The organism is Mesorhizobium sp. P2_B11 (assembly GCF_056404855.1).
Genome location: NZ_JBFUDF010000001.1, coordinates 381,022 through 400,216, shown reverse-complemented (window position 1 = coordinate 400,216; position 19,195 = coordinate 381,022). Strand labels below are relative to the sequence as shown.

Annotated in this window: 21 protein-coding genes; 14 read left to right on the top strand and 7 right to left on the bottom strand. The window is 62.9% G+C overall.

The annotated features are described in order from the left end of the window. Nucleotides 1-9: 9 nt before the first annotated feature. The 5 genes from AC1DYJ_RS01815 to AC1DYJ_RS01795 form a co-directional block, all read right to left on the bottom strand. The gene (locus tag AC1DYJ_RS01815) at nt 10-1,554 is read right to left on the bottom strand and encodes a type II and III secretion system protein family protein (protein WP_477279460.1); all 1,545 of its coding nucleotides are present in this window, start codon (nt 1,552-1,554) and stop codon (nt 10-12) included. Next, nucleotides 1,551-2,366 carry a Flp pilus assembly protein CpaB gene (gene cpaB / locus AC1DYJ_RS01810; RefSeq protein ID WP_477279458.1) on the bottom strand — a complete coding sequence of 272 codons (816 nt, stop codon included), beginning with the start codon at nt 2,364-2,366 and terminating at the stop codon, nt 1,551-1,553. Before cpaB ends, AC1DYJ_RS01815 begins: the two co-directional genes overlap by 4 nt. Nucleotides 2,367-2,573: 207 nt before the next feature. Next, nucleotides 2,574-3,092: an A24 family peptidase gene (locus AC1DYJ_RS01805; protein ID WP_477279456.1), complete on the bottom strand. Its 519-nt coding sequence runs from the start codon at nt 3,090-3,092 to the stop codon at nt 2,574-2,576. Between the two features lie 193 nt (nt 3,093-3,285). Then, nucleotides 3,286-3,465: a Flp family type IVb pilin gene (locus tag AC1DYJ_RS01800; protein WP_477279454.1), complete on the bottom strand. Its 180-nt coding sequence runs from the start codon at nt 3,463-3,465 to the stop codon at nt 3,286-3,288. A 243-nt stretch (nt 3,466-3,708) separates the two neighbouring features. Then, complete coding sequence (locus AC1DYJ_RS01795) at nt 3,709-3,834, bottom strand: hypothetical protein (protein WP_477279452.1); 126 nt, start codon at nt 3,832-3,834, stop codon at nt 3,709-3,711. Between AC1DYJ_RS01795 and AC1DYJ_RS01790 the strand changes: the two genes are divergently transcribed. From AC1DYJ_RS01790 to AC1DYJ_RS01780, 3 genes are all read left to right on the top strand, one after another. Further along, nucleotides 3,824-4,246 carry a pilus assembly protein N-terminal domain-containing protein gene (locus tag AC1DYJ_RS01790; protein ID WP_477279450.1) on the top strand — a complete coding sequence of 141 codons (423 nt, stop codon included), beginning with the start codon at nt 3,824-3,826 and terminating at the stop codon, nt 4,244-4,246. The two genes, AC1DYJ_RS01795 and AC1DYJ_RS01790, sit on opposite strands and share 11 nt — an antisense overlap. A gap of 160 nt (nt 4,247-4,406) precedes the next feature. Beyond that, the gene (locus AC1DYJ_RS01785; RefSeq protein ID WP_477279448.1) at nt 4,407-5,021 is read left to right on the top strand and encodes a TadE/TadG family type IV pilus assembly protein; all 615 of its coding nucleotides are present in this window, start codon (nt 4,407-4,409) and stop codon (nt 5,019-5,021) included. Nucleotides 5,022-5,058: 37 nt separating this feature from the next. After that, nucleotides 5,059-5,679, top strand: coding sequence for a TadE/TadG family type IV pilus assembly protein (locus AC1DYJ_RS01780; RefSeq protein WP_477279446.1), 621 nt, complete (start codon nt 5,059-5,061; stop codon nt 5,677-5,679). Nucleotides 5,680-5,689: 10 nt separating this feature from the next. On the opposite strand, the gene AC1DYJ_RS01775 is transcribed toward AC1DYJ_RS01780, so the two are convergent. Beyond that, a complete protein-coding gene (locus AC1DYJ_RS01775; protein ID WP_477279444.1) occupies nt 5,690-6,646 on the bottom strand; it encodes a phosphate/phosphite/phosphonate ABC transporter substrate-binding protein in 957 nt (318 codons plus the stop codon). 150 nt (nt 6,647-6,796) lie between these two features. Here AC1DYJ_RS01775 and AC1DYJ_RS01770 point away from each other — a divergent pair, with 150 nt between their 5' ends. From AC1DYJ_RS01770 to AC1DYJ_RS01720, 11 genes are all read left to right on the top strand, one after another. Continuing rightward, nucleotides 6,797-8,038: a phosphopentomutase gene (locus tag AC1DYJ_RS01770; protein ID WP_477279443.1), complete on the top strand. Its 1,242-nt coding sequence runs from the start codon at nt 6,797-6,799 to the stop codon at nt 8,036-8,038. Next, nucleotides 8,031-8,921, top strand: a complete 891-nt coding sequence (mutM, locus tag AC1DYJ_RS01765) for a bifunctional DNA-formamidopyrimidine glycosylase/DNA-(apurinic or apyrimidinic site) lyase (protein WP_477279441.1) — start codon at nt 8,031-8,033, stop codon at nt 8,919-8,921. The genes AC1DYJ_RS01770 and mutM overlap by 8 nt, the downstream gene beginning before the upstream one ends. Nucleotides 8,922-8,963: 42 nt before the next feature. Then, nucleotides 8,964-9,737: an enoyl-CoA hydratase gene (locus AC1DYJ_RS01760; RefSeq protein WP_477279439.1), complete on the top strand. Its 774-nt coding sequence runs from the start codon at nt 8,964-8,966 to the stop codon at nt 9,735-9,737. A 262-nt stretch (nt 9,738-9,999) separates the two neighbouring features. Further along, on the top strand, nt 10,000-10,266 hold the full coding sequence (gene rpsT / locus AC1DYJ_RS01755; protein WP_142868388.1) for a 30S ribosomal protein S20: 267 nt from the start codon (nt 10,000-10,002) through the stop codon (nt 10,264-10,266). A gap of 849 nt (nt 10,267-11,115) precedes the next feature. After that, nucleotides 11,116-12,660 carry a chromosomal replication initiator protein DnaA gene (dnaA, locus tag AC1DYJ_RS01750; protein WP_477279437.1) on the top strand — a complete coding sequence of 515 codons (1,545 nt, stop codon included), beginning with the start codon at nt 11,116-11,118 and terminating at the stop codon, nt 12,658-12,660. A gap of 202 nt (nt 12,661-12,862) precedes the next feature. Continuing rightward, nucleotides 12,863-13,981 carry a DNA polymerase III subunit beta gene (dnaN, locus tag AC1DYJ_RS01745; RefSeq protein WP_023669575.1) on the top strand — a complete coding sequence of 373 codons (1,119 nt, stop codon included), beginning with the start codon at nt 12,863-12,865 and terminating at the stop codon, nt 13,979-13,981. A gap of 109 nt (nt 13,982-14,090) precedes the next feature. Then, nucleotides 14,091-15,236: a DNA replication/repair protein RecF gene (gene recF / locus AC1DYJ_RS01740; RefSeq protein WP_477279435.1), complete on the top strand. Its 1,146-nt coding sequence runs from the start codon at nt 14,091-14,093 to the stop codon at nt 15,234-15,236. 31 nt (nt 15,237-15,267) lie between these two features. After that, on the top strand, nt 15,268-16,023 hold the full coding sequence (locus AC1DYJ_RS01735) for a molybdopterin-synthase adenylyltransferase MoeB (RefSeq protein ID WP_477279433.1): 756 nt from the start codon (nt 15,268-15,270) through the stop codon (nt 16,021-16,023). Nucleotides 16,024-16,027: 4 nt separating this feature from the next. Then, the gene (locus AC1DYJ_RS01730; protein ID WP_477279431.1) at nt 16,028-16,516 is read left to right on the top strand and encodes a GNAT family N-acetyltransferase; all 489 of its coding nucleotides are present in this window, start codon (nt 16,028-16,030) and stop codon (nt 16,514-16,516) included. Next, a complete protein-coding gene (locus AC1DYJ_RS01725) occupies nt 16,513-17,766 on the top strand; it encodes an aconitase X (protein WP_477279429.1) in 1,254 nt (417 codons plus the stop codon). Before AC1DYJ_RS01730 ends, AC1DYJ_RS01725 begins: the two co-directional genes overlap by 4 nt. Beyond that, nucleotides 17,763-18,170 carry an aconitase X swivel domain-containing protein gene (locus AC1DYJ_RS01720; RefSeq protein WP_477279427.1) on the top strand — a complete coding sequence of 136 codons (408 nt, stop codon included), beginning with the start codon at nt 17,763-17,765 and terminating at the stop codon, nt 18,168-18,170. Before AC1DYJ_RS01725 ends, AC1DYJ_RS01720 begins: the two co-directional genes overlap by 4 nt. 9 nt (nt 18,171-18,179) lie before the next feature. Here the strand turns inward: AC1DYJ_RS01720 and AC1DYJ_RS01715 are convergent, their stop codons facing one another. Beyond that, complete coding sequence (locus tag AC1DYJ_RS01715) at nt 18,180-19,181, bottom strand: 2-hydroxyacid dehydrogenase (protein WP_477279425.1); 1,002 nt, start codon at nt 19,179-19,181, stop codon at nt 18,180-18,182. Between the last annotated feature and the right edge of the window lie 14 nt (nt 19,182-19,195).

Sequence of the window (19,195 nt, the reverse complement as noted above, 5' to 3'; positions counted from 1 at the left end):
GCTCCCCGCTTACTTGTAGATGAAGCCGACAACGCCGTGATAGCGGCCGTTGGGCTTGTCGGTCTGCATGGTGCCGTAGACGCGGTTGACGCGGCCAAGGAACATGGCCGGGCCATCGCCGGCGGCATTGAAATTGTCGTCCGGCTTGGCCAGGTCGTTGCGCGCCACCGGCCGCGCCAGATAGGGCGTGATGATGATCACCAGCTCGCTTTCGTTGCGGACGAAATCGCGGCTGCGGAACAACGTGCCGAGCACCGGGATCTTGGCCAGGCCGGGCAGACCCGAGACCGCCTGGCGAACGTCGTCGCGAACCAGGCCGGCGATCATCATCGAGCCGCCTGACGGCAATTCGACGGTGGTGTCGGCAAGCCGCTTGCGGATCGACAGGAGCGTTGTGCCGGGCAAACTGGCGGCGCCTTCCAGGGTGGTCGCACCTTCCATGGTCGGCTCAGACACGGACGTCCTGACCTTGAGGCTGATCCGGCCCGCCGACAGCACCACGGGCTGGAACTCGAGGCCGATGCCATATTCGAGCTTTTCGTTGGTGTAGGTTACCTGGCCGGTCTGGTTGTCGGTCGAAACGTTGTTCGTACGTGCGGTGATGAGGTTGAATTCGCCGCCGGCCCTGAACGTTGCCTTCTCGCCCGAAACCGCCGTGAGGGTCGGTTCGGCAAGCGTCTTCATGACGCCGCTTTGCTCCATGGCGTTGATGTAGGCTTGAAGGCCATTGCCTCTCCCGTCACCCAGCAGATTCAGCCCCGCATTCTGCGAAAGCGGTTTGCCCAGCCCGTAGCTGGGCGAACTCAACGCACCGTAGGAAATGCCGTCAATGCTGCCGTTGCCGACCATGTTGACGCCGAGCTGCTTCATCACCGAGCGGCTGACTTCGGCCACGGTCACCTTCAGCGTCACCTGGTCGTCGCCGATGATCTGCAGCAGGTTGACGATCTTGGAGACCCGGCGTTCGGCATCTGGATTGTTGATGTCGACGCCGCCATTGGCATTGCCACCGGCCGCGGTCTGCGAATACTGGCCGGTCGTCGCTTCACCGCCGGACACGAAGATGGTTGCCAGATCGACGGCGCGCTTGGCATCGAGCGGCGTATCCACCGTGCCGGTCAGGACGACGTTATCGTTCAGCAGTTCAACCTTGATCTCGGCGTTCGGAAGGAAGCGCTTGAGATAGTCCTCCAATCCGGCGACGTCGCGTTCGACGGCTAGATCCAGGCTGACGATCTGCTCACCATTGGGACCGAAGACGAAGATGTTGGTTTCACCCACCGCCTTGCCGAACAGATAAATGCGCCTTGCCGTGCGGGTCACTGCATCGGCGACCGCCGGATTGGCGACAAGGATGTCGTAGGCGTCGCTCGGCAGGTCGATGACCACCGATTTGTTGAGGCCGAGCTTGACGCGTTGCGTGGCCGTCGAAGCCGTAACCCCGGCGGTCTTGCCGGCCGCTTTGGCCTCGAGGAGGCCACTTGCATGGGCTCCGAGGAAAAGCAGGCCGATTGCCGCAGCCATGGTGACAGGCAGTTTAGCGATGAACCTCATTTCCTTGCCCCTACTTCGGAAACTTCGCCCGATTTGATCAACCGCACCGTTCCGCGCCGCCCATTGCCGGAAACGAGGTAGTCGGCCTCATCGGTATGTTTTTCCTGATTGTCGGTGATCGAGCGCAGTGCAAGCGTCAGGCGATCGGCCATCTGCTGGGCGACCGTGATGATCTCGGCCTGCTGCGGCGTCAGCTCCAGCGTCGCCGTCTGTCCGACCCTGGTCTTCTTGCCTTCCTCGTCCTCCTGGATGGTCTGGTCGATCGCCAGGACGCGGATGTTCTTGAGGATGGTTTCGGTGGTGAATCCGCTGCCGGCGTTGCCGGTGTCGGATCTGCGGGTCATGATGACGTCGACAAAATCGTTGGGCAGGATAAAGCCGCCTGCCGAGGTATCGGCAGAGATCGCGGTGGCGACGGCCCGCATGCCGCTGGGCAGGATCGACGACATGAAGCTCTGCCCCTCGCCGATCAGCTTGGAGCGCCGCAAGGGCTCACCGGTGTACATCGCAACGCGGGCGACAGAACCTTTCAACTTCTCCAGCGCGTCGGGTTCGACAGCACGGGTGATGAAATTCGCGTTGATCCCTTCGGCCGGCCAGGATTCCCAGCTGATGTTGTTCTCAAGCGGACTGCCCATGGCGACGTCGCCGGAAAGCACAAGCACGTCCTGCAAGGCGATGGCCGGCGCCTGAGGGGCGTCGACAACGACCTGCTGGGGCGGCGGGGCCGCCACCATGTTCTTGGCAACGTAACCTGCACCACCCGCCGCAGCCACCGCTACGCCCAGAATGATCAGTCGGGATGCTGGCATCTGTCCGAACCCTCGCCTTTAGGCAAACCACCTAGCCAGGCCGGACTTTGCAGCGGCAATCGTCAAAACAAGGTTAATGTAATGCTTACGATCGTGATTAATTTAAGGTTTACATAAATTAGAATGACCCTTGCTCCCGACACCAAAAAGGCGGCCAAGCCGCCTTCTTTTCAGATCGATGCCGGATCGGCAAAGAGGTTTGCTGTTTCAGGTTGCCAGCCTTGCCAGCGCCCATACCATCAAGGGTGAATCCGGATAGGTCAGCAGCCCACCAATGCCGAGTGCAATGCCATAGGGAATGCCAGTCGTATCGTCGGCGAAATGGCGCAGAAACGGATTGTGGCTGGTGTAAATCGCCAGCGGCGATTTCCGATAGAGAAGGATGGCGAGCGTCAGCAGGCCACCGATGAACGTCGAGATCACGAGATATTCGACAAGGTGAGGGTTGAACCCCATCCAGACGGCGGTGCCGGCAAGCAGCTTGGCGTCGCCGCCGCCCATGCCGCCAAGCGCAAACAGACCGAAGGTCACTGCCAGCACCAGGGCACCGGCCGCGAAATGCCAGCCATAGGTTGCCCAATCCATGCCCGTCAGCGGCGCAACCACGGCAAACACCGCCAGCAACAACACCGGTACGCGGTTGGCGATCGTCATCGACAGCATGTCGGAGATCGCGGCAAAGAGCATGCAGAAGGGAAAGACGACGAAGATCAGGGCTTCAAGCATCGGCGCGGCGCCTTGGTCAACTTGTACAGGGCTTCAGCCTAGACAGGTTCGATTAACGATTGATGAGGCAGCGGTCTCAAATTTACTGATGTCGCCTGCGAATTGCGGATTGAGATCCTGCCCATCGCACAAATGAAACAAGGGCCGCAAAGAGCGGCCCTTGTTCCCAAAACAGTCGCTGATCCGTAATGTATTACGGAGCGTTGCCAGTCGAGACGGCTTTGGCGATGGCGTTGAACTTGACGCCCAGGGCGTTGCCGAGCGAGCCAGCACCGACCATGATGGCAAGCGCGATGAGAGCGGCGATCAGACCGTATTCGATAGCGGTCGCGCCGGACTCGTCCTTCACGAAGCGTGCGATGAGATTAGACATTCGAGAGCTCCTACTCCACGTGTTACAGCACTTCCGTCAACTTCTGTGGTGGTTGATCGGATGCTGCCAATCTAGGGAGAAGCTCTTTCAATCGGCTTAATAAACAGCCTTACCGATTCCTTTCGCGCGTCGAACAGCTTGCGTGGTTAACCGCAAACTAAACGCCGGACGGCGGCTCGCCGGCCCCATGGAAAGGCCGTGAAAAATGAGACTTCACGGCTGTCGACGGGGACACTCTTTATATTAGCTGGCGGCGAAATGCGCGCGAATATCCCCAGGGCCGGCCACCGGCTTAACCGTTGGTTCACCAATCTCGTTCATGTTCCGTTGAACAAGTCTGCCGCCGTGGAGCGCCTCGATGACCGCCATGAAATCGTCATTCCTGCTTGCCGCGCTTCTCGCCGTCCCGGCTTTTGTGCTGCCGGCCAAGGCCGGAGCCGGCATCGAAGTGACGATGAACCAGGCCAAGATCGTCAAACTGACACGCCCGGCCGACACCATCGTCATCGGCAATCCGGCGATTGCCGATGCCTCCGTTCAGGATGCATCGACGATCGTGCTGACGGGCAAAGGGTTCGGCGTCACCAATCTGGTTGTTCTCGACCAGGAGGGCAGCCCGATCGTCGACGAGCAGGTGACGGTGGTGCGCCAGGACGCATCGTCGGTGCGTATCTACAGGCGCGCTTCGGTACAGACCATGTCCTGCACACCCTATTGCGAGAGCTCGTTCAAAAGCGAGTCGGAGAAGGCTTCCGAAGCCGAAATGAGCGCCGGCCAGTAAGCGCCTGGGCGGCTCTCAGTTTCCCCTTCCCCGAAACGTCGCTTCGGTTAGCAGCGGGTTAATGCCTTCCCGCCGAATTTAACGGTCATCCAAACCGGACCTCAATGGGTTTTCGCTAGTGTTGCTGACGGTACCGCATCAGGATCGGCAGGGACGGGACATGGGCGACGTTTTGGACGGGCGTTTGGACGAGGATTCAGGACGCGAGATCACGCAGGCCAAGGCTGCACGCGTGACGTCTGCCCGCCGCTTCCTTGGCGATCGTCGCGGCAGCACCGCGATGGAATTCGCCATGCTGGCGATCCCGTTTGCGCTCCTGGTCTTCGCCATTCTCGAGAGCTGCATTTCATTTGCCGGACAGGAAGTGATGGCCAACATCACCGACGACGTCGCCCGCCAGGTGCGCACCGGCCAGTTGAAGCCGGCCGACCTGACCGGAACCAAGCTCAGGGACATGATTTGCAACAGGCTGGAGATCATGGTCGCCAAGACCTGCCCCGGACTTCTGGTGGATCTGCGCGAATATCCGACCTTTGCCGATGCCGCCACGGCTGGCTTCAAGATCGTCAATGGCGAGATCGTACTGACGCAAGGCACGAATTCGATGAGCTTCGCCGTGACGCCGGGCCTGGCGGAATCGAAGAACATGCTGCGGGTCTTCTACAAATGGCCGGTCATGACCGATTTCATGGCCAAATCGATGGCCAATCTGAAAGACGGCAACACGCTGCATTTCGCATCGGTGACCTGGCAGAACGAACCGTTCGACGACTGAGAACTCGGCGTTATCTTGGCTTAAAAGGGAAACAGGCATGTATCGTGCGGGGGCGCATCAGGGATTTTCGAGTATCTGGGCACGAGCGATGCGATTCTGCTCGGATCGCCGCGGCGTCGCGGCCATCGAGTTCGCCTTCATCGTGCCTGTGCTGCTGATCATGTATTTCGTCACCATGGAGGCCTCGCAAGCCATCGAGACCAGCAAGAAGGTCAGCCGCATCGGCTCCATGGTTGCGGATCTGGTCACACAGCAGCAGACAATCATGTCCGCCGACATCGATGCGATCATGAAAATCGGCACCTCGACCCTGCAGCCCTACAACCGCTCAACGCCGACGATCATCGTCACGGCGATACAGATCACGAACGAGACGCCGCCGAAGGTAAAGGTCGTGTGGTCGCGCAAGCTGGTCGCGGGCACCTATACCGTCGACGCCGCCAAGGACACCATCACGACAGTTCCCGCCACGCTCAAGATCGCTGACACGTTCCTCATCCGCGTCGAAAGCAAGCTCGGCTACAAGCCCATCATCACCTGGTCCGCCGACAGCGAAAAGCGACTTGGTCTGACCTCGGCTTTCGACTCGATAACGATGGGCGAGACCTATTACCTCAGGCCGCGCCGGAGCACGACGATCCCCTGCAGCAACTGCTGAAGTGCCGGATTTACTGACCGCTGCTGTCCGACAGCAGGCGCACGATGGCTGTTGCCATCGCATAGTCGCCAGCGGCTGCTGATATGAAGCCGCCGGAATGTTTCGATTCCACGAAATCGTAGACTTCCGGTGACTGCGATTTGAGATTGGTGAGGAAGACGGTCAGCCGGCGTTTGGCTTCGGGGTCGAGATCGCTGCGGACGGCGTGGGGACCGTAGCGCAGCACACCGGAGGTCCAGATGATCTGGAGCGCGGCCTTTGGAATTCCCGCCGCCTCCAGCCGTGCCGCCGTGCCGTCCGGATCAGCCGGCCGATCGCCGGCAATCGCCGTCGGGTTTTCCGCAGCGGCCCGCTCCCAGCCGAACACGGCATCGGCCTGGCCCTCGACCAGCATCCCTTCAGCAGCGGCGGCCGAGCCGGCATGAGTGAGGAATGGCGCATCCTGGCTGATCTTGATGCCATCCGCCGTCAGCCCGGCGAGCGGCAGAAGAGAGCCGCCGACATTATCGGAAGGCGCCATGGCGATGCGGTGCGTTTGCATGGCTGCGAGATCGGGAAGCTTGCCGTCGCGCGTCAACAGCACGGAGCGGATGCCGGTGGCACCGTCGGCATCGACCGGCGCCACCAGAGGTTCGACGCAACCGCAGCGCTCCGAGGCGGTGGCGTAGGCGGTCGCCGAATAGACCGCGTACTGAATGCGGGCAGTGGCCTGTGCCTCGATCAGCGCTGCATAGTCATGCGCGACGACGAATTCCACCTTCATGCCGAGCGCCTTGCCGTAGGCGTCCGTTAACAGGGCCAGACCCGGAACCGTGTTGCCGGCGCCCGGCTCGGCGACGATGCCGATCCGAAACGTCCCGATCTGGTCGCGCCAGTCGGCGTGCGCGGCGTGCGGCAAGGCCAGCAACGCCACGCTGGTCGCCAACGCCTTCCAACCCGGCCCTATCGCGACATCCGCCTGTCTCATCGTTTCATGCCCCGTGCCACCGTTCCTCGAACGCGTCGCATTCCGCAAGGATGCGTACAGCGCGCTTGGCCATTGCCGCCTGGTTTCCGATTTGCCAATGCCGCGACGGGACCTTATGTCTGGTCACCCAGACTGGCAATGACGGCACCGATGGCGCGCGCTTTCCTCTTCGTTCTCGATTCTTTCGGCATTGGCGGCGCCGCCGATGCCGAACGCTATGGCGACGCCGGCTCGAATACATTCGGACATATCGCAAAGGCCTGCGCGGAAGGCCGCGCCGATCGCGAAGGCCTGCGCAAGGGGCCGCTTCTGGTGCCCAACATGGTTTCACTGGGTCTCGGTCACGCGGCGGAAACCGCAACCGGCTTCCGGTTCGACAGCAAGGCCGGCGCTGTTTCAGCCGTCGCCTTCCACGGCGCCGCGCAGGAGATTTCGAGCGGCAAGGATACGCCGTCGGGTCACTGGGAAATCGCCGGCCTGCCGGTGCGCTTCGACTGGGGCTATTTCCCCGATACGGTGCCCGCCTTCCCTGCCGAACTGACCGAAGCGATGATCCGCGAGGGCAAGGTGCCTGGCATTCTCGGCAATTGCCATGCGCCGGGCACGGAGATCATCGAGCGCTTCGGCGAAGAGCATATCCGCACCGGCAAGCCGATCTGCTACACCTCGGTCGATTCCGTCCTGCAGATCGCAGCGCACGAGGTGCATTTCGGCCTGAAGCGGCTCTACGAGTTTTGCAAGACGGTGCGCCGGCTGGTCGACCCGCTGAAAATCGGACGGGTGATCGCACGGCCTTTCCTTGGCGAAACACCGGCCACCTTCGAGCGCACCTACAACCGCCATGACTACGCCGTGCCACCGCCCGAGCCGACGCTGCTCGACCGGCTGACTGGGCGCGGCAACCGGGTCATCGCGATCGGCAAGATCGGCGACATCTTCGCCCATCGCGGCATTTCGGAAGTGCGCAAGGCGCCCGGCAACATGGCGATGTTCGACAAGGCGCTGGCCGCGATGGACGATGCCGGCGACGGCGACCTGGTGTTCGCCAATTTCGTCGACTTCGACACCGAGTTCGGCCACCGCCGCGACGTTGCCGGCTACGCGGCGGCGCTCGAGGCCTTCGACCGGCGGCTGCCAGAGGCGCTGGCGAAACTCAAAGCCGGCGATCTGCTGATCCTCACCGCCGACCATGGCAACGACCCTACATGGCGCGGAACCGACCACACGCGCGAACGCATCCCGGTGATCGGCATCGCACCGGGCCTCACCGGCGGCGACATTGGGCTCAGGACCACCTTTGCCGATATAGGCGAGACCGTGGCCGAGCATCTCGCGCTGGCGCCCGGCCGTCATGGCACCTCCTTCCATGCGACGATAGGCGGCCATGCCTGAGCTGCCCGAGGTCGAAACGGTCCGGCGTGGCCTGCAGCCGGTTCTGGAAGGCGCGCGCATCACGCGTGTCGACGCACGCCGGCCCGATCTCAGATTTCCGTTTCCGGCGAAATTTGTGCAACGCCTGACGGGCAAAACCGTCACCGCGCTTGGCCGCCGCGCCAAATATCTCACCATGCATATGGATGGCGGTCCGGTGCTGATCTGCCATCTCGGCATGTCCGGCTCGTTCCGCATCGAAACGGCTGACGACAGCGAGACGCCGGGCGCGTTCCACCATGAGCGCTCCAAGGATGAGAAACACGACCATGTCGTGTTCCATGTCTCCTCGCCGGCCGGCGCCCGATCGCGTGTGACCTTCAACGACCCGCGCCGCTTCGGCTTCATGTTGTTTGCCGAAGGGCTGGCCGACGCACATCCGATGCTGGCGGGCCTGGGCATTGAGCCGACCGGCAATGCGCTGGACGGCGCCCTGCTCGCCTCGCTGCTGAAGGGCCGCAGATCGCCGTTGAAGGCGGCGCTGCTCGATCAGAAGCTGATTGCCGGGCTTGGCAATATCTATGTGTCGGAAGCGCTGTGGCGCGCCCACCTGTCGCCTTTGCGCGAGGCAGGAACCATTGCCGGGACCGGCAAGAAGGCCAAGGAGCAGAGCGAACGACTGGCCGAGGCGATCCGTTCGGTCATCGCCGACGCGATCGCCGCCGGCGGGTCGTCGCTGCGCGACTATGTGCACACTGACGGGTCGCTGGGCTATTTCCAGCATTCCTTCGCGGTCTACGATCGCGAGGGTGAGCCCTGCCCGACGCCAGGCTGCCGCGGCCATATAGAGCGGGTGGTGCAGAGCGGCCGTTCGACCTTCTATTGCCGGACCTGTCAGCGGTGAGCTAGACCGGTCTCTTCAATGCCGGAATGAGGAGGCCAGCCCATGAGCTATGAAACCATCATCGTGGAGACGCGCGGCAAGGTCGGCCTGATCACGCTGAACCGGCCCAAGGCGCTCAACGCGCTGAATGCCCAGGTGCTGGCGGACATATTGGCGGCGGCAAAAGGGTTCGATGCCGATCCGGGCATCGGCGCCATGGTCATCACCGGTTCCGAGAAGGCCTTTGCGGCGGGCGCCGACATCAAGGAAATGCAGGCCATCGCCTACGCCGACGCCTATGTGCAGGATCTTTTCGTCGGCTGGGAGGAATTTGCACGCACGCGCAAGCCGATGATCGCGGCGGTCGCCGGCTATGCGCTGGGCGGCGGCTGTGAGCTGGCGATGATGTGCGATTTCATCATTGCCGCCGATACGGCCAAGTTCGGCCAGCCCGAAATCACGCTCGGCGTCATTCCCGGTATGGGCGGTTCGCAACGGCTGACCCGCTTTGTCGGCAAGGCGAAGGCCATGGACATGTGCCTGACGGGGCGGATGATGGATGCCGCGGAGGCTGAGCGTTCCGGCCTGGCGTCGCGTGTCGTGCCCGCCACCGACCTGATCGAGGAAGCGCTGAAGGCCGCGGCCAAAATATCGGAGTTTTCGCTGCCCTCGGTGATGATGGCCAAGGAGGCCGTCAACCGCGCCTATGAGACGACGCTGGCCGAGGGTCTGCGCTTCGAACGCCGGCTGTTTCACTCGCTGTTTGCGCTCGACGACCAGAAGGAAGGCATGGCGGCCTTTGCCGAGAAGCGGAAGCCGAATTTCACCAACCGCTAAAGCGCGTCGCACTGAAACGGATTCAAGCGACGCGCTTTAAGTTTTTGTTTTAATGCATGTCGTTAGCCCAGAACCGCTGCACACTTCTTGGCGACATGCATTGGACTGCGGCAACGAGGGCCAAAAAGAAGCCAAAGCGGCGTTGACGTGCCGGGAAAGCTGAACTATAAGCCGCTCCAACCGAGGCGGCCGTTGGCTGCCCGTTTGTTTTTTGCGCCCTGCGGCATCCCGCATGCGCCCACCAGATCAGAAGAGAGGCACCATGGCCAATACCTCCTCGGCCAAAAAGGCAACGCGCAAGATCGCCCGCCGCGCAGCGATCAACAAGAACCGCCGCTCGCGCGTGCGCACCTATGTCCGCCAGGTCGAAGAGGCACTGGCTGCCGGCGACAAGGCAGCCGCGCTGGAAGCCTTCAAGGCCGCAGAGCCGGAATTGATGCGCGCCGCGACCAAGGGCGTGATCCACAAGAATACGGCATCGCGCAAGGTGTCGCGTCTGGCTCACCGCCTCAAGGTACTGTCGGCCTGATCGACTGTTCCTAAACTGTCGTTCTTTGAAACCCGGCCGATCGCGCCGGGTTTTTTCGTTTGCCGGCAAGCACTTAAAAAGAACGCCCGCAAAGCACACTCGGCCTGCATTCCAGAGTTCGGAATGCTTTGCCGGCACATACGCTCTCCGTGATATTCCAATCCGCCGAAATGGCCCATGCCAATAAATTCGGCTGTCACAAATTACTGATATTTTTCAATGACTTGTGGCCGGTGATCCACAGCTTGTTCACATCGCCTGTGGGCGACAGGCAACAAGTTGGTGTCAAGCGAATTATTTCAGAAAATTTCAAACCGCACAGCCATTTTCATATTCGCGGCAAAAGGGTTTGAATCACAATGGCTTTGTCAAAATCAGCGGTTCCAGGATGGGTCCCGAACCCTTCATCAGTAACCAGATTCCTTAAAAATCCGTTAGAGGTGGCCTTGCCCTATCCACAGCGATTTCGGTAATGTCGATCTATCGAAAGGGACGGGCCATTAGCCCATAACCCAGCCTGAATCGGCCAGCTCACAGTGGCAGAATTCATGACGCGGATCAATTCCGCGAACGGGTATGGTTTGTCTTTTCGATGCGGTAGGGGACTGGCGTAATTTGTACATGGCAGGTCGATGGCGCACCGGCGTTTTCGCCGGGTGGCGTTGCTTTGCCCAAACATGTCAGACGGACTGGCTTTAAGCAGCCGGGACCGATCCCTTGCTGACGAGGCAACGTCATCCGCCGGCGGCGGCGGTGGTGTTGTAGCGAAGATACGGTCGTCGGAAACATGGGTGCAGGAGGCGCACTCCCGGCGGAAAAAAGGTACAGAAGAACAAGGGACGCACAATCATGCAGAGCGGCATCGAGCGGGAGCTTACGGGCGACCTGCCATTTCCTGGAACATTGGTCGGAGCGCACGACATGGCGGCTTCCAGCGACGCGGAACAGAAGTTCGACCGGGTCAAGGCCCAGTTGAAGGCGCGTCTGGGAACCGAGGTCTATTCGAGCTGGTTCGGACGGATGAAGGTGGCGGAGGCTTCCCGGGGCATTGTACGCATCTCGGTGCCCACGGCCTTCCTGCGCTCGTGGATCAATGGTCACTATCTCGATCTCATCGCCGATCTGTGGAAGCACGAGGATCCGGAGGTCCTGAAGATCGAGATCGTCGTGCGCACCGCGACCCGTCCGGCCCGCAATGGTGTCGAGCCCGAAGCTGTGCCTGCACGCAAGATGACCAAGCAGACGCAGACCGCGCTGGCGGCTGGCACGGCGGGCCCAGGCCGGGTGGAGCGGGCGCCCGCGCCTCGCCCAGGCACGCCGATCGAGACCGAGTTCCGGCACAATGTGCTGGGGTCGCCGCTCGACCCGCGCTACACGTTCGGCTCCTTTATTGAAGGCCCGTCGAACCGGGTGGCTTTCGCCGCCGCCAAAGCCGTGGCGGAATCGCAGTCGAGCGCGGTGCGCTTCAACCCGCTGTTCCTCCATGCAACTGTCGGCCTCGGCAAGACCCACCTTTTGCAGGCGATCGCGGCCGAGTCGCTCAAGCAGAACCCGAAATCGCGCGTCGTCTACCTCACGGCCGAGTATTTCATGTGGCGCTTCGCCACCGCGATCCGCGACAACAATGCGCTGACGCTGAAGGAACAGCTGCGTGACATCGACCTGTTGATCATCGACGACATGCAGTTCCTGCAGGGCAAGTCGATCCAGCATGAATTCTGCCATCTCATCAACATGTTGCTCGACAGCGCCAAGCAGGTGGTGGTGGCCGCCGACCGGCCGCCGTCGGAACTGGAATCGTTGGAGCCGCGCGTGCGCTCGCGCCTCAATGGCGGCGTCGCGCTGGAAATGTCGGCGCCGGACTTCGCCATGCGCATCGGCATGCTCAAGCTGCGGCTTGCCACAGCCAAGGTCGACGATGCCTCGCTCAATATTTCGGAGGAGATCCTCAACCATGTCGCCCGCACGGTGACCGGCAGTGGGCGTGAACTGGAGGGCGCTTTCAACCAGCTTCTGTTCCGTCAATCGTTCGAGCCGGCAATCACCATCGACCGCATCGACGAAATCCTCGGCCACATCTATCGCTCGGGCGAGCCCAAGCGGGTGCGCATCGAGGACATCCAGCGCATCGTGGCGCGCCACTACAATGTGTCGAAGACAGAGCTTCTGTCGAACCGGCGCACGCGCACCATCGTCAAGCCACGGCAGGTCGCCATGTACCTGTCGAAGGTGATGACGCCGCGCTCGCTGCCGGAGATCGGCAGGCGTTTCGGCGGTCGCGATCACACCACGGTGCTGCATGCGGTGCGCAAGATCGAGGACCTTTCCGGCGTCGACAATACGCTGGCGCAGGAGCTGGAACTGCTCAGGCGGCTGATCAACGACCAGGCCTGAGCGGCGAGGCAAAAACGCCGGTTGGCGGCCATTGCCCGCTTTATCCCCAGAAAGCCCGCGTAACCGGCGCGAACCGGTGGCGCGGGCTTGCGTTTATTGGCTTTTTCCTGTCAGTTTGCATAGATTCTGAGCCTGTTCAGACCTTTCGCGGGGCGCCGCCCACTGGTGACCCGTTCATTCATTCAAGCGAGCCTGTTTCGTCATGCGTGTTATCCTGGAACGGTCAAATCTCCTGAAGTCGCTCAACCACGTTCACCGCGTGGTCGAACGGCGCAACACCATACCGATCCTGTCGAACGTGCTGCTCAGCGCCGAAGGCGCCAGCCTTGAAATGAAAGCCACCGACCTCGACCTCGAAGTGACCGAAGCGACACCGGCCAAGGTCGAGCGTGGCGGGGCGACGACGGTTCCGGCGCATCTGCTCTACGACATCGTGCGCAAGCTGGCCGACGGCGCCGAGGTGATGCTGAAGACCGACGAGGACGGCAATGCCATGACGGTGACGTCGGGCCGCTCGAGCTTTCGCCTGCAGTGCCTGCCGCAGTCCGATTTCCCCGAGCTTTCGGCCGGGTCGTTCTCGCATATCTTCCGGCTCGATTCCGTCGCCTTGAGAGGCCTGATCGAGAAGACACAGTTCGCCATCTCCACCGAGGAGACGCGCTATTATCTGAACGGCATCTACCTGCACACGCATGAGACAGGCGGCAAGCTGAAGCTGCGCTCGGTCGCGACCGACGGCCACCGCCTGGCGCGCGCCGAGATAGACGCGCCGGCAGGGTCTGAAGGCATGCCGGGCATCATCATTCCGCGCAAGACGGTCAGTGAGTTGCAGAAGCTGGTCGACGATCCGGATGTCGCTGTAACCACCGAATTGTCCGACACCAAGATCCGCTTCACCATCGGCAGCGTGGTTTTGACCTCGAAGCTGATCGACGGCACGTTCCCGGACTATCAGCGCGTCATCCCGACAGGCAACGACAAGAAACTGATCATTGATCGCCAGAGTTTTGCTGCCGCCGTCGATCGCGTCTCGACCATTTCTTCCGAGCGCGGCCGCGCGGTGAAGCTTTCGATCACCGAAGGCCAGGTGACGCTCGCCGTCAACAATCCGGATTCGGGCAGCGCCACCGAGGAACTGGCCGCCGATTACTCGTCCGATCCGATCGAGATCGGCTTCAACGCCAAATATCTGCTCGACGTCGCTGCTCAACTGACCGGCACGGAAGCGAAATTCATGCTGGCCGATGCCGGTTCGCCGACGCTGATCCACGATATGGCCGACGAAACTGCGCTCTACGTGCTGATGCCGATGCGGGTGTAGCCGCGCTGCGGCAAACCTTCGGCGCGACAATTGCGGCGACTTCGTTGGTGCATGTCGTTGTCTCAAAACCGGGACCACTTTTGAGCGACATGCATTAGGCGGATAGCGGTTGCCCGAGCAAAGCCATATAAGTAAGCTAACACTTACCAATTTCCGCAACTATGCGGCGCTGTCGATCGACCTTTCTCCGGGCGCCGTGGTGTTTTCCGGCGACAACGGCGCCGGCAAGACCAATCTGCTGGAAGCCATCTCCTTGCTGACGCCTGGCCGCGGCCTGCGCCGCGCGCCGTATGCCGACGTGGCCCGCGAAGGCAGCGATGGCGGCTTTGCGCTGCATGCAAGGCTCGACGGGCCGGATGGCCAGGTCGAGATCGGCACCGGCATCACCGGTGGCGAGGCGGCCGGCGAGGGCGGCCGCAAGGTGCGCATCAATGGTGCGCCGGCACGCTCGGCCGACGCCATGCTCGAGTGGCTGCGCGTCGTCTGGCTGACGCCGGCGATGGACGGCCTGTTCCCAGGACCGGCCGCCGACCGCCGGCGCTTCCTCGACCGGCTGGTGCTGGCGATCGATCCCGGCCACGGCCAGCGCGCGCTCGATTATGAGAAGGCGATGCGCGGACGTAACCGGTTGCTTACGGAAGGCTCGCGTGACGGCGCATGGTTCGATGCCATCGAGACGCAGATGGCCGAGACCGGCGTGGCGATTGCCGCGGCGCGCGCCGAACTTGTGCGCCTGCTTGCCGCGATGATCGACAGGTTGCCCAGCAGCGGGCCGTTTCCGCAGGCCGATATCAGCCTGTTCGGCGACCTGGAAAGCGATGTTGCCACAGCACCTGCCGTGGATGTCGAGGAACGCTATCGCGCCGCCCTCGCCGACGGCCGCGAGCGCGACCGCGCCGCTGGACGCACGCTGGACGGCCCGCACCGTTCGGATCTCCTCGTGCGCCACCGCCCGAAGGCGATGCCAGCCGAACTCTGCTCGACCGGCGAGCAGAAGGCGTTGCTGGTCGGCATCGTGCTATCGCATGCGAGGCTGACCGGCGAGATGTCAGGGATGACGCCAATCCTGCTGCTCGATGAGATCGCCGCCCATCTCGATGCCGGCCGGCGCGCTGCGCTGTTCTCGATCCTGGAAGAATTGAACTGCCAGGCCTTCATGACCGGAACGGATGCGGCGCTGTTTTCCAGCCTGAGAGGACGCGCACAGTTCCTCACGGTCGACCACGGCACGGTTGGGCCAACCAAAGACACCTGACAAGGTTTTTTGCCCGCTGTAAGGTCCGGCAATGACCCCTGCCGCCCTCACCGACGAAGAGCTTGAGCGTTACGCCCGCCACATCGTGTTGCCGGAGATCGGCGGCGCCGGGCAGCAGAGGCTGAAGCGGGCGCGGGTGCTGGTGATCGGCGCCGGCGGACTCGGCGCGCCGGTTCTGGAATATCTCGCTGCCGCCGGCGTCGGCACGCTCGGCATCGTCGACGACGACATCGTCTCGCTGTCCAATCTGCAACGGCAAGTGATCCACGCCACCGACACGATCGGCACGGCAAAGACCGACAGCGCCAAAGCGGCGATCGCCCGCATCAATCCCCATGTCGCGGTGGAACTGTACGAATTCAGGCTGACGGCCGAGAACGCCGCTGCCCTCATTGCGCGCTATGACATCGTCGTCGACGGCTCCGACAATTTCGACACGCGCTATGTCGTGGCCGATGCCTGCGCCGCAGAGAAGCGGCCGCTGGTGCATGCCGCCGTCGGCCGCTTCGACGGCACGGTGACGGTGCTGACACCGTTCGCGACCGGCGCCGACGGCAGGCCGAACCCGAGCTATCGCGACCTCTTTCCCGAGGCGCCGCCGGAAGGGCTGGTGCCGTCCTGCGCGGTGGCCGGCGTCGTCGGCGCGCTGACCGGTGTCATCGGCACGCTGCAGGCGATGGAGGCGATCAAGCTGATCACCGGCATCGGCGAACCGCTGGTCGGCCGCCTGCTGCTCTACGACGCGCTGTCGGCGCGTTTCGATACCATCCGCTACAAGAGAAACTGAGCGCATGGATCAGCCCACCGGCGTTTTGGTCACGCAGCTTGCCGCCGGCTTCGAGCGCTGGGACGAACTGCTCAGCCTGATCATGCGGGCCTTTGCGCCGATGGACGGTATCATCGACCCGCCATCCTCGGCGCATCTGCTGAGCGTCGAAAGCCTGAGGGACAAGGCGGGCCAGGAGACGGTGTTCCTGGCGCTGCAGGATGGCCGGATCGCCGGTTGCGTTTTCGCGCTGGAGAGGTCTGCCGATTTCTATGTCGGCAAGCTCGCCGTCGCGCCTGAGTTTCAGGGACAAGGTATCGGCAAGCGGCTGATGCAGGCGGTCGAGGATTTTGCCTGCAGCCGCAACAAGCCCGCCATCGAACTCCAGACACGGATCGAACTCACGGCAAATCACGCGACCTTTGCCCGTCTCGGCTTTCGCGAAACAGCGCGCACCGCGCATCAGGGCTATGACCGGCCGACTTCGATCACCATGCGCAAGGAGCTCAAGTGAGCCTCGCCCTCAGCGCGCAGGAGCAGGCAATCGCCTCCGGCCATGACGGCGCGGCGATGGCCATGCGCATCGTTGCCGAAAGTGCTGCGTTGCTCGGCGCGCCGCGGCTGATCCCGATCGCCTCGGCGCATATAGACGGGGCGCTCTATCACGGCGATTCCGGCACGCTGTTTGCCGAAAGGCTGGTCGAGGGCGGCGCGCGCGTTGCCGTGCGTTCGACGCTCAATGTCGGCGCGCTCGATTTGATGGGCTGCTCGCGTGTGCGCCTCGAAGAGCCGGCGCGCGGCATGGCGCGGCGGATGATGGAGGCCTACCGCAAGCTGGGCTGCGAGCAGAGCTGGACCTGCGCACCCTATCAGGCCGGCCACCGCCCGGCCCAAGGCAGCGATGTCGCCTGGGGCGAATCCAACGCCGTGGTGTTCTGCAATTCGGTGCTCGGCGCGCGCACCAACCGCTATGGCGATTTTTTAGACATTGCCTGCGCCATAGCTGGCCGCGCGCCGGATTACGGCCTGCACCGCGCCGAGAATCGGCAGGCGCGGCTGGTGTTCGATGTGTCCGGCCTCTCCGCCTCCTTCCTCGGTTCGGAGATCGCCTGGCCGGTGCTGGGCAGCCTCTATGGCCGCGAGGTCGGAAATGCCGTCGGCGTCGTCACCGGTGTATCCAGCCATCCCGGCGAGGATGCGCTGAAAGCCTTTGGTGCGGCGGCGGCATCGTCAGGCGCAGTCGGCTTGTTCCATATTGCCGGCGTGACACCAGAGGCGCCCGACGCCGAAACCATCCTGGCCGACGGCAGGCCGGAGACGGTCGTCCGCGTCACGCCGGAGATGGCCGCGAAGGCCCGCGCGAGCCTGTCCACGGCAGCCGCGCTGGACGCCATCGACGCGGTGGCGATCGGCAGCCCGCATCTGTCATCGGCCGAATTCGACGCGCTTGAGCGGTTGATCGGCGGGCGGCGGCTACACGTGCCGATTTACGCTTGCACCGGCCGTCATGTGCTCACGACGCTCGAACGGAGCGGCCAGCGCAAAACGCTTGAAGAGAGCGGCGTGATCATCGTTGCCGACACTTGCGTGGTGGTGACGCCGATCCTGCCGGAGCTCGGCAACGGCGTGCTGATGACCAATTCGGGAAAATTCGCGCAATATGCGCCGGGCAATACAGGCTACGCGGTGCTCTACGGCTCGCTGGCCGACTGCGTCGAAAGTGCCGTCATCGGTAAGCCGCGCTTTACGGATATTGCCGCATGAGCGCCTTGGCCGAAATCCTGGTGCCGGGTCGAGCAGGCGAAGGCGCAGCCCTTGTGCTGACCGCGCCGATCAGTTTCTGGGGCGGCGTCGATCCGAAGAGCGGCCGCATCGCCGACGTCCGTCACCCGCAGCATGGCGAGAGCATTTCGGGACGTGTGCTGTTCCTGCCCGGCACGATCGGCTCGTCCTCGGCGTCCGCCGTGCTGATGGAGCTCGTCCACAATGGCCACGCGCCGGCCGCACTCGTGCTGCACGAGCCGGACGCGATCCTGCTGCTCGGCTTGATCGTGGCGCGAGAGATGGACTGGCGAACGCCGGTGGCATTGCGGCTTGGGCGCGATGCGTTCGAGGCCTATCGCGGCAAGCATGTGAGCGTCACAGCGGACGGCGCCATCACTGCCTGAGAGCCGGCTTCAGGTCCGCAGTGGCAGCACACGGTCCGGCGGACGGTGGCCGTCGAAGAAGGCGCGGATGTTGATGATCACCTTCTCGCCCATGTCGATGCGGCCTTCGAGTGTCGCCGAACCCATATGCGGCAACAGCACCACCTTGTTCTTGGCGGCGAGTTTCAACAGCTTGTTGTTCAGCGCCGGTTCGTGCTCGTAGACGTCGAGGCCGGCGCCGGCGATCTTGCCGTCCTGGATCAGCTTGACCAGAGACTCCTCGTCGATGATGTCGCCGCGCGCGGTGTTTACGATGTAAGCGGTGGGTTGCATGAGCGCCAGCCGCCGCGCTGACAGCAAATGAAAGGTGGCCGGCGTCGACGGGCAATTGACCGAGATGATGTCCATGCGGGCAAGCATCTGGTCGAGGCTTTCCCAATAGGTCGCCTCCAGCCCTTCCTCAACCGCCGGCAGCACGCGATGGCGGTTGTGGTAGTGGATCGACAGGCCGAAGGCCTTGGCACGCCGGGCGACCGCGGTGCCAATGCGGCCCATGCCGACAATGCCGAGGCGCTTGCCCCAGATGCGACGCCCGAGCATCCAGGTCGGCGACCAGCCGGCCCATTTCTTGTCGCCGGTCAGCACATTGGCGCCTTCCGCCAGCCGACGCGGCAACGCCAGCATCAGCGCCATGGTCATGTCGGCGGTGTCTTCGGTCAGCACGTTGGGCGTGTTGGTGACGGTGATGCCTTTCTTGGCCGCCGCCTCCACGTCGATCTTGTCGACACCATTGCCGAAATTGGCGATCAGCTTGAGATTGTCGCCGGCCTGAGCAATCAGCGCCGCGTCGATCTGATCGGTGATGGTCGGCACCAGCACATCGGCTTCCTTGACCGCCGCCACCAGCTCCGGCTGCGTCATCGGCCGGTCCTCGACATTCAGCCTGGCGTCGAAGAGTTCGCGCATGCGGGTCTCGACCGGATCCGGGAGCTTGCGCGTGATGACGACGAGAGGCCGTTTTTTGCCTGCCATTGTTTCCTCGAACC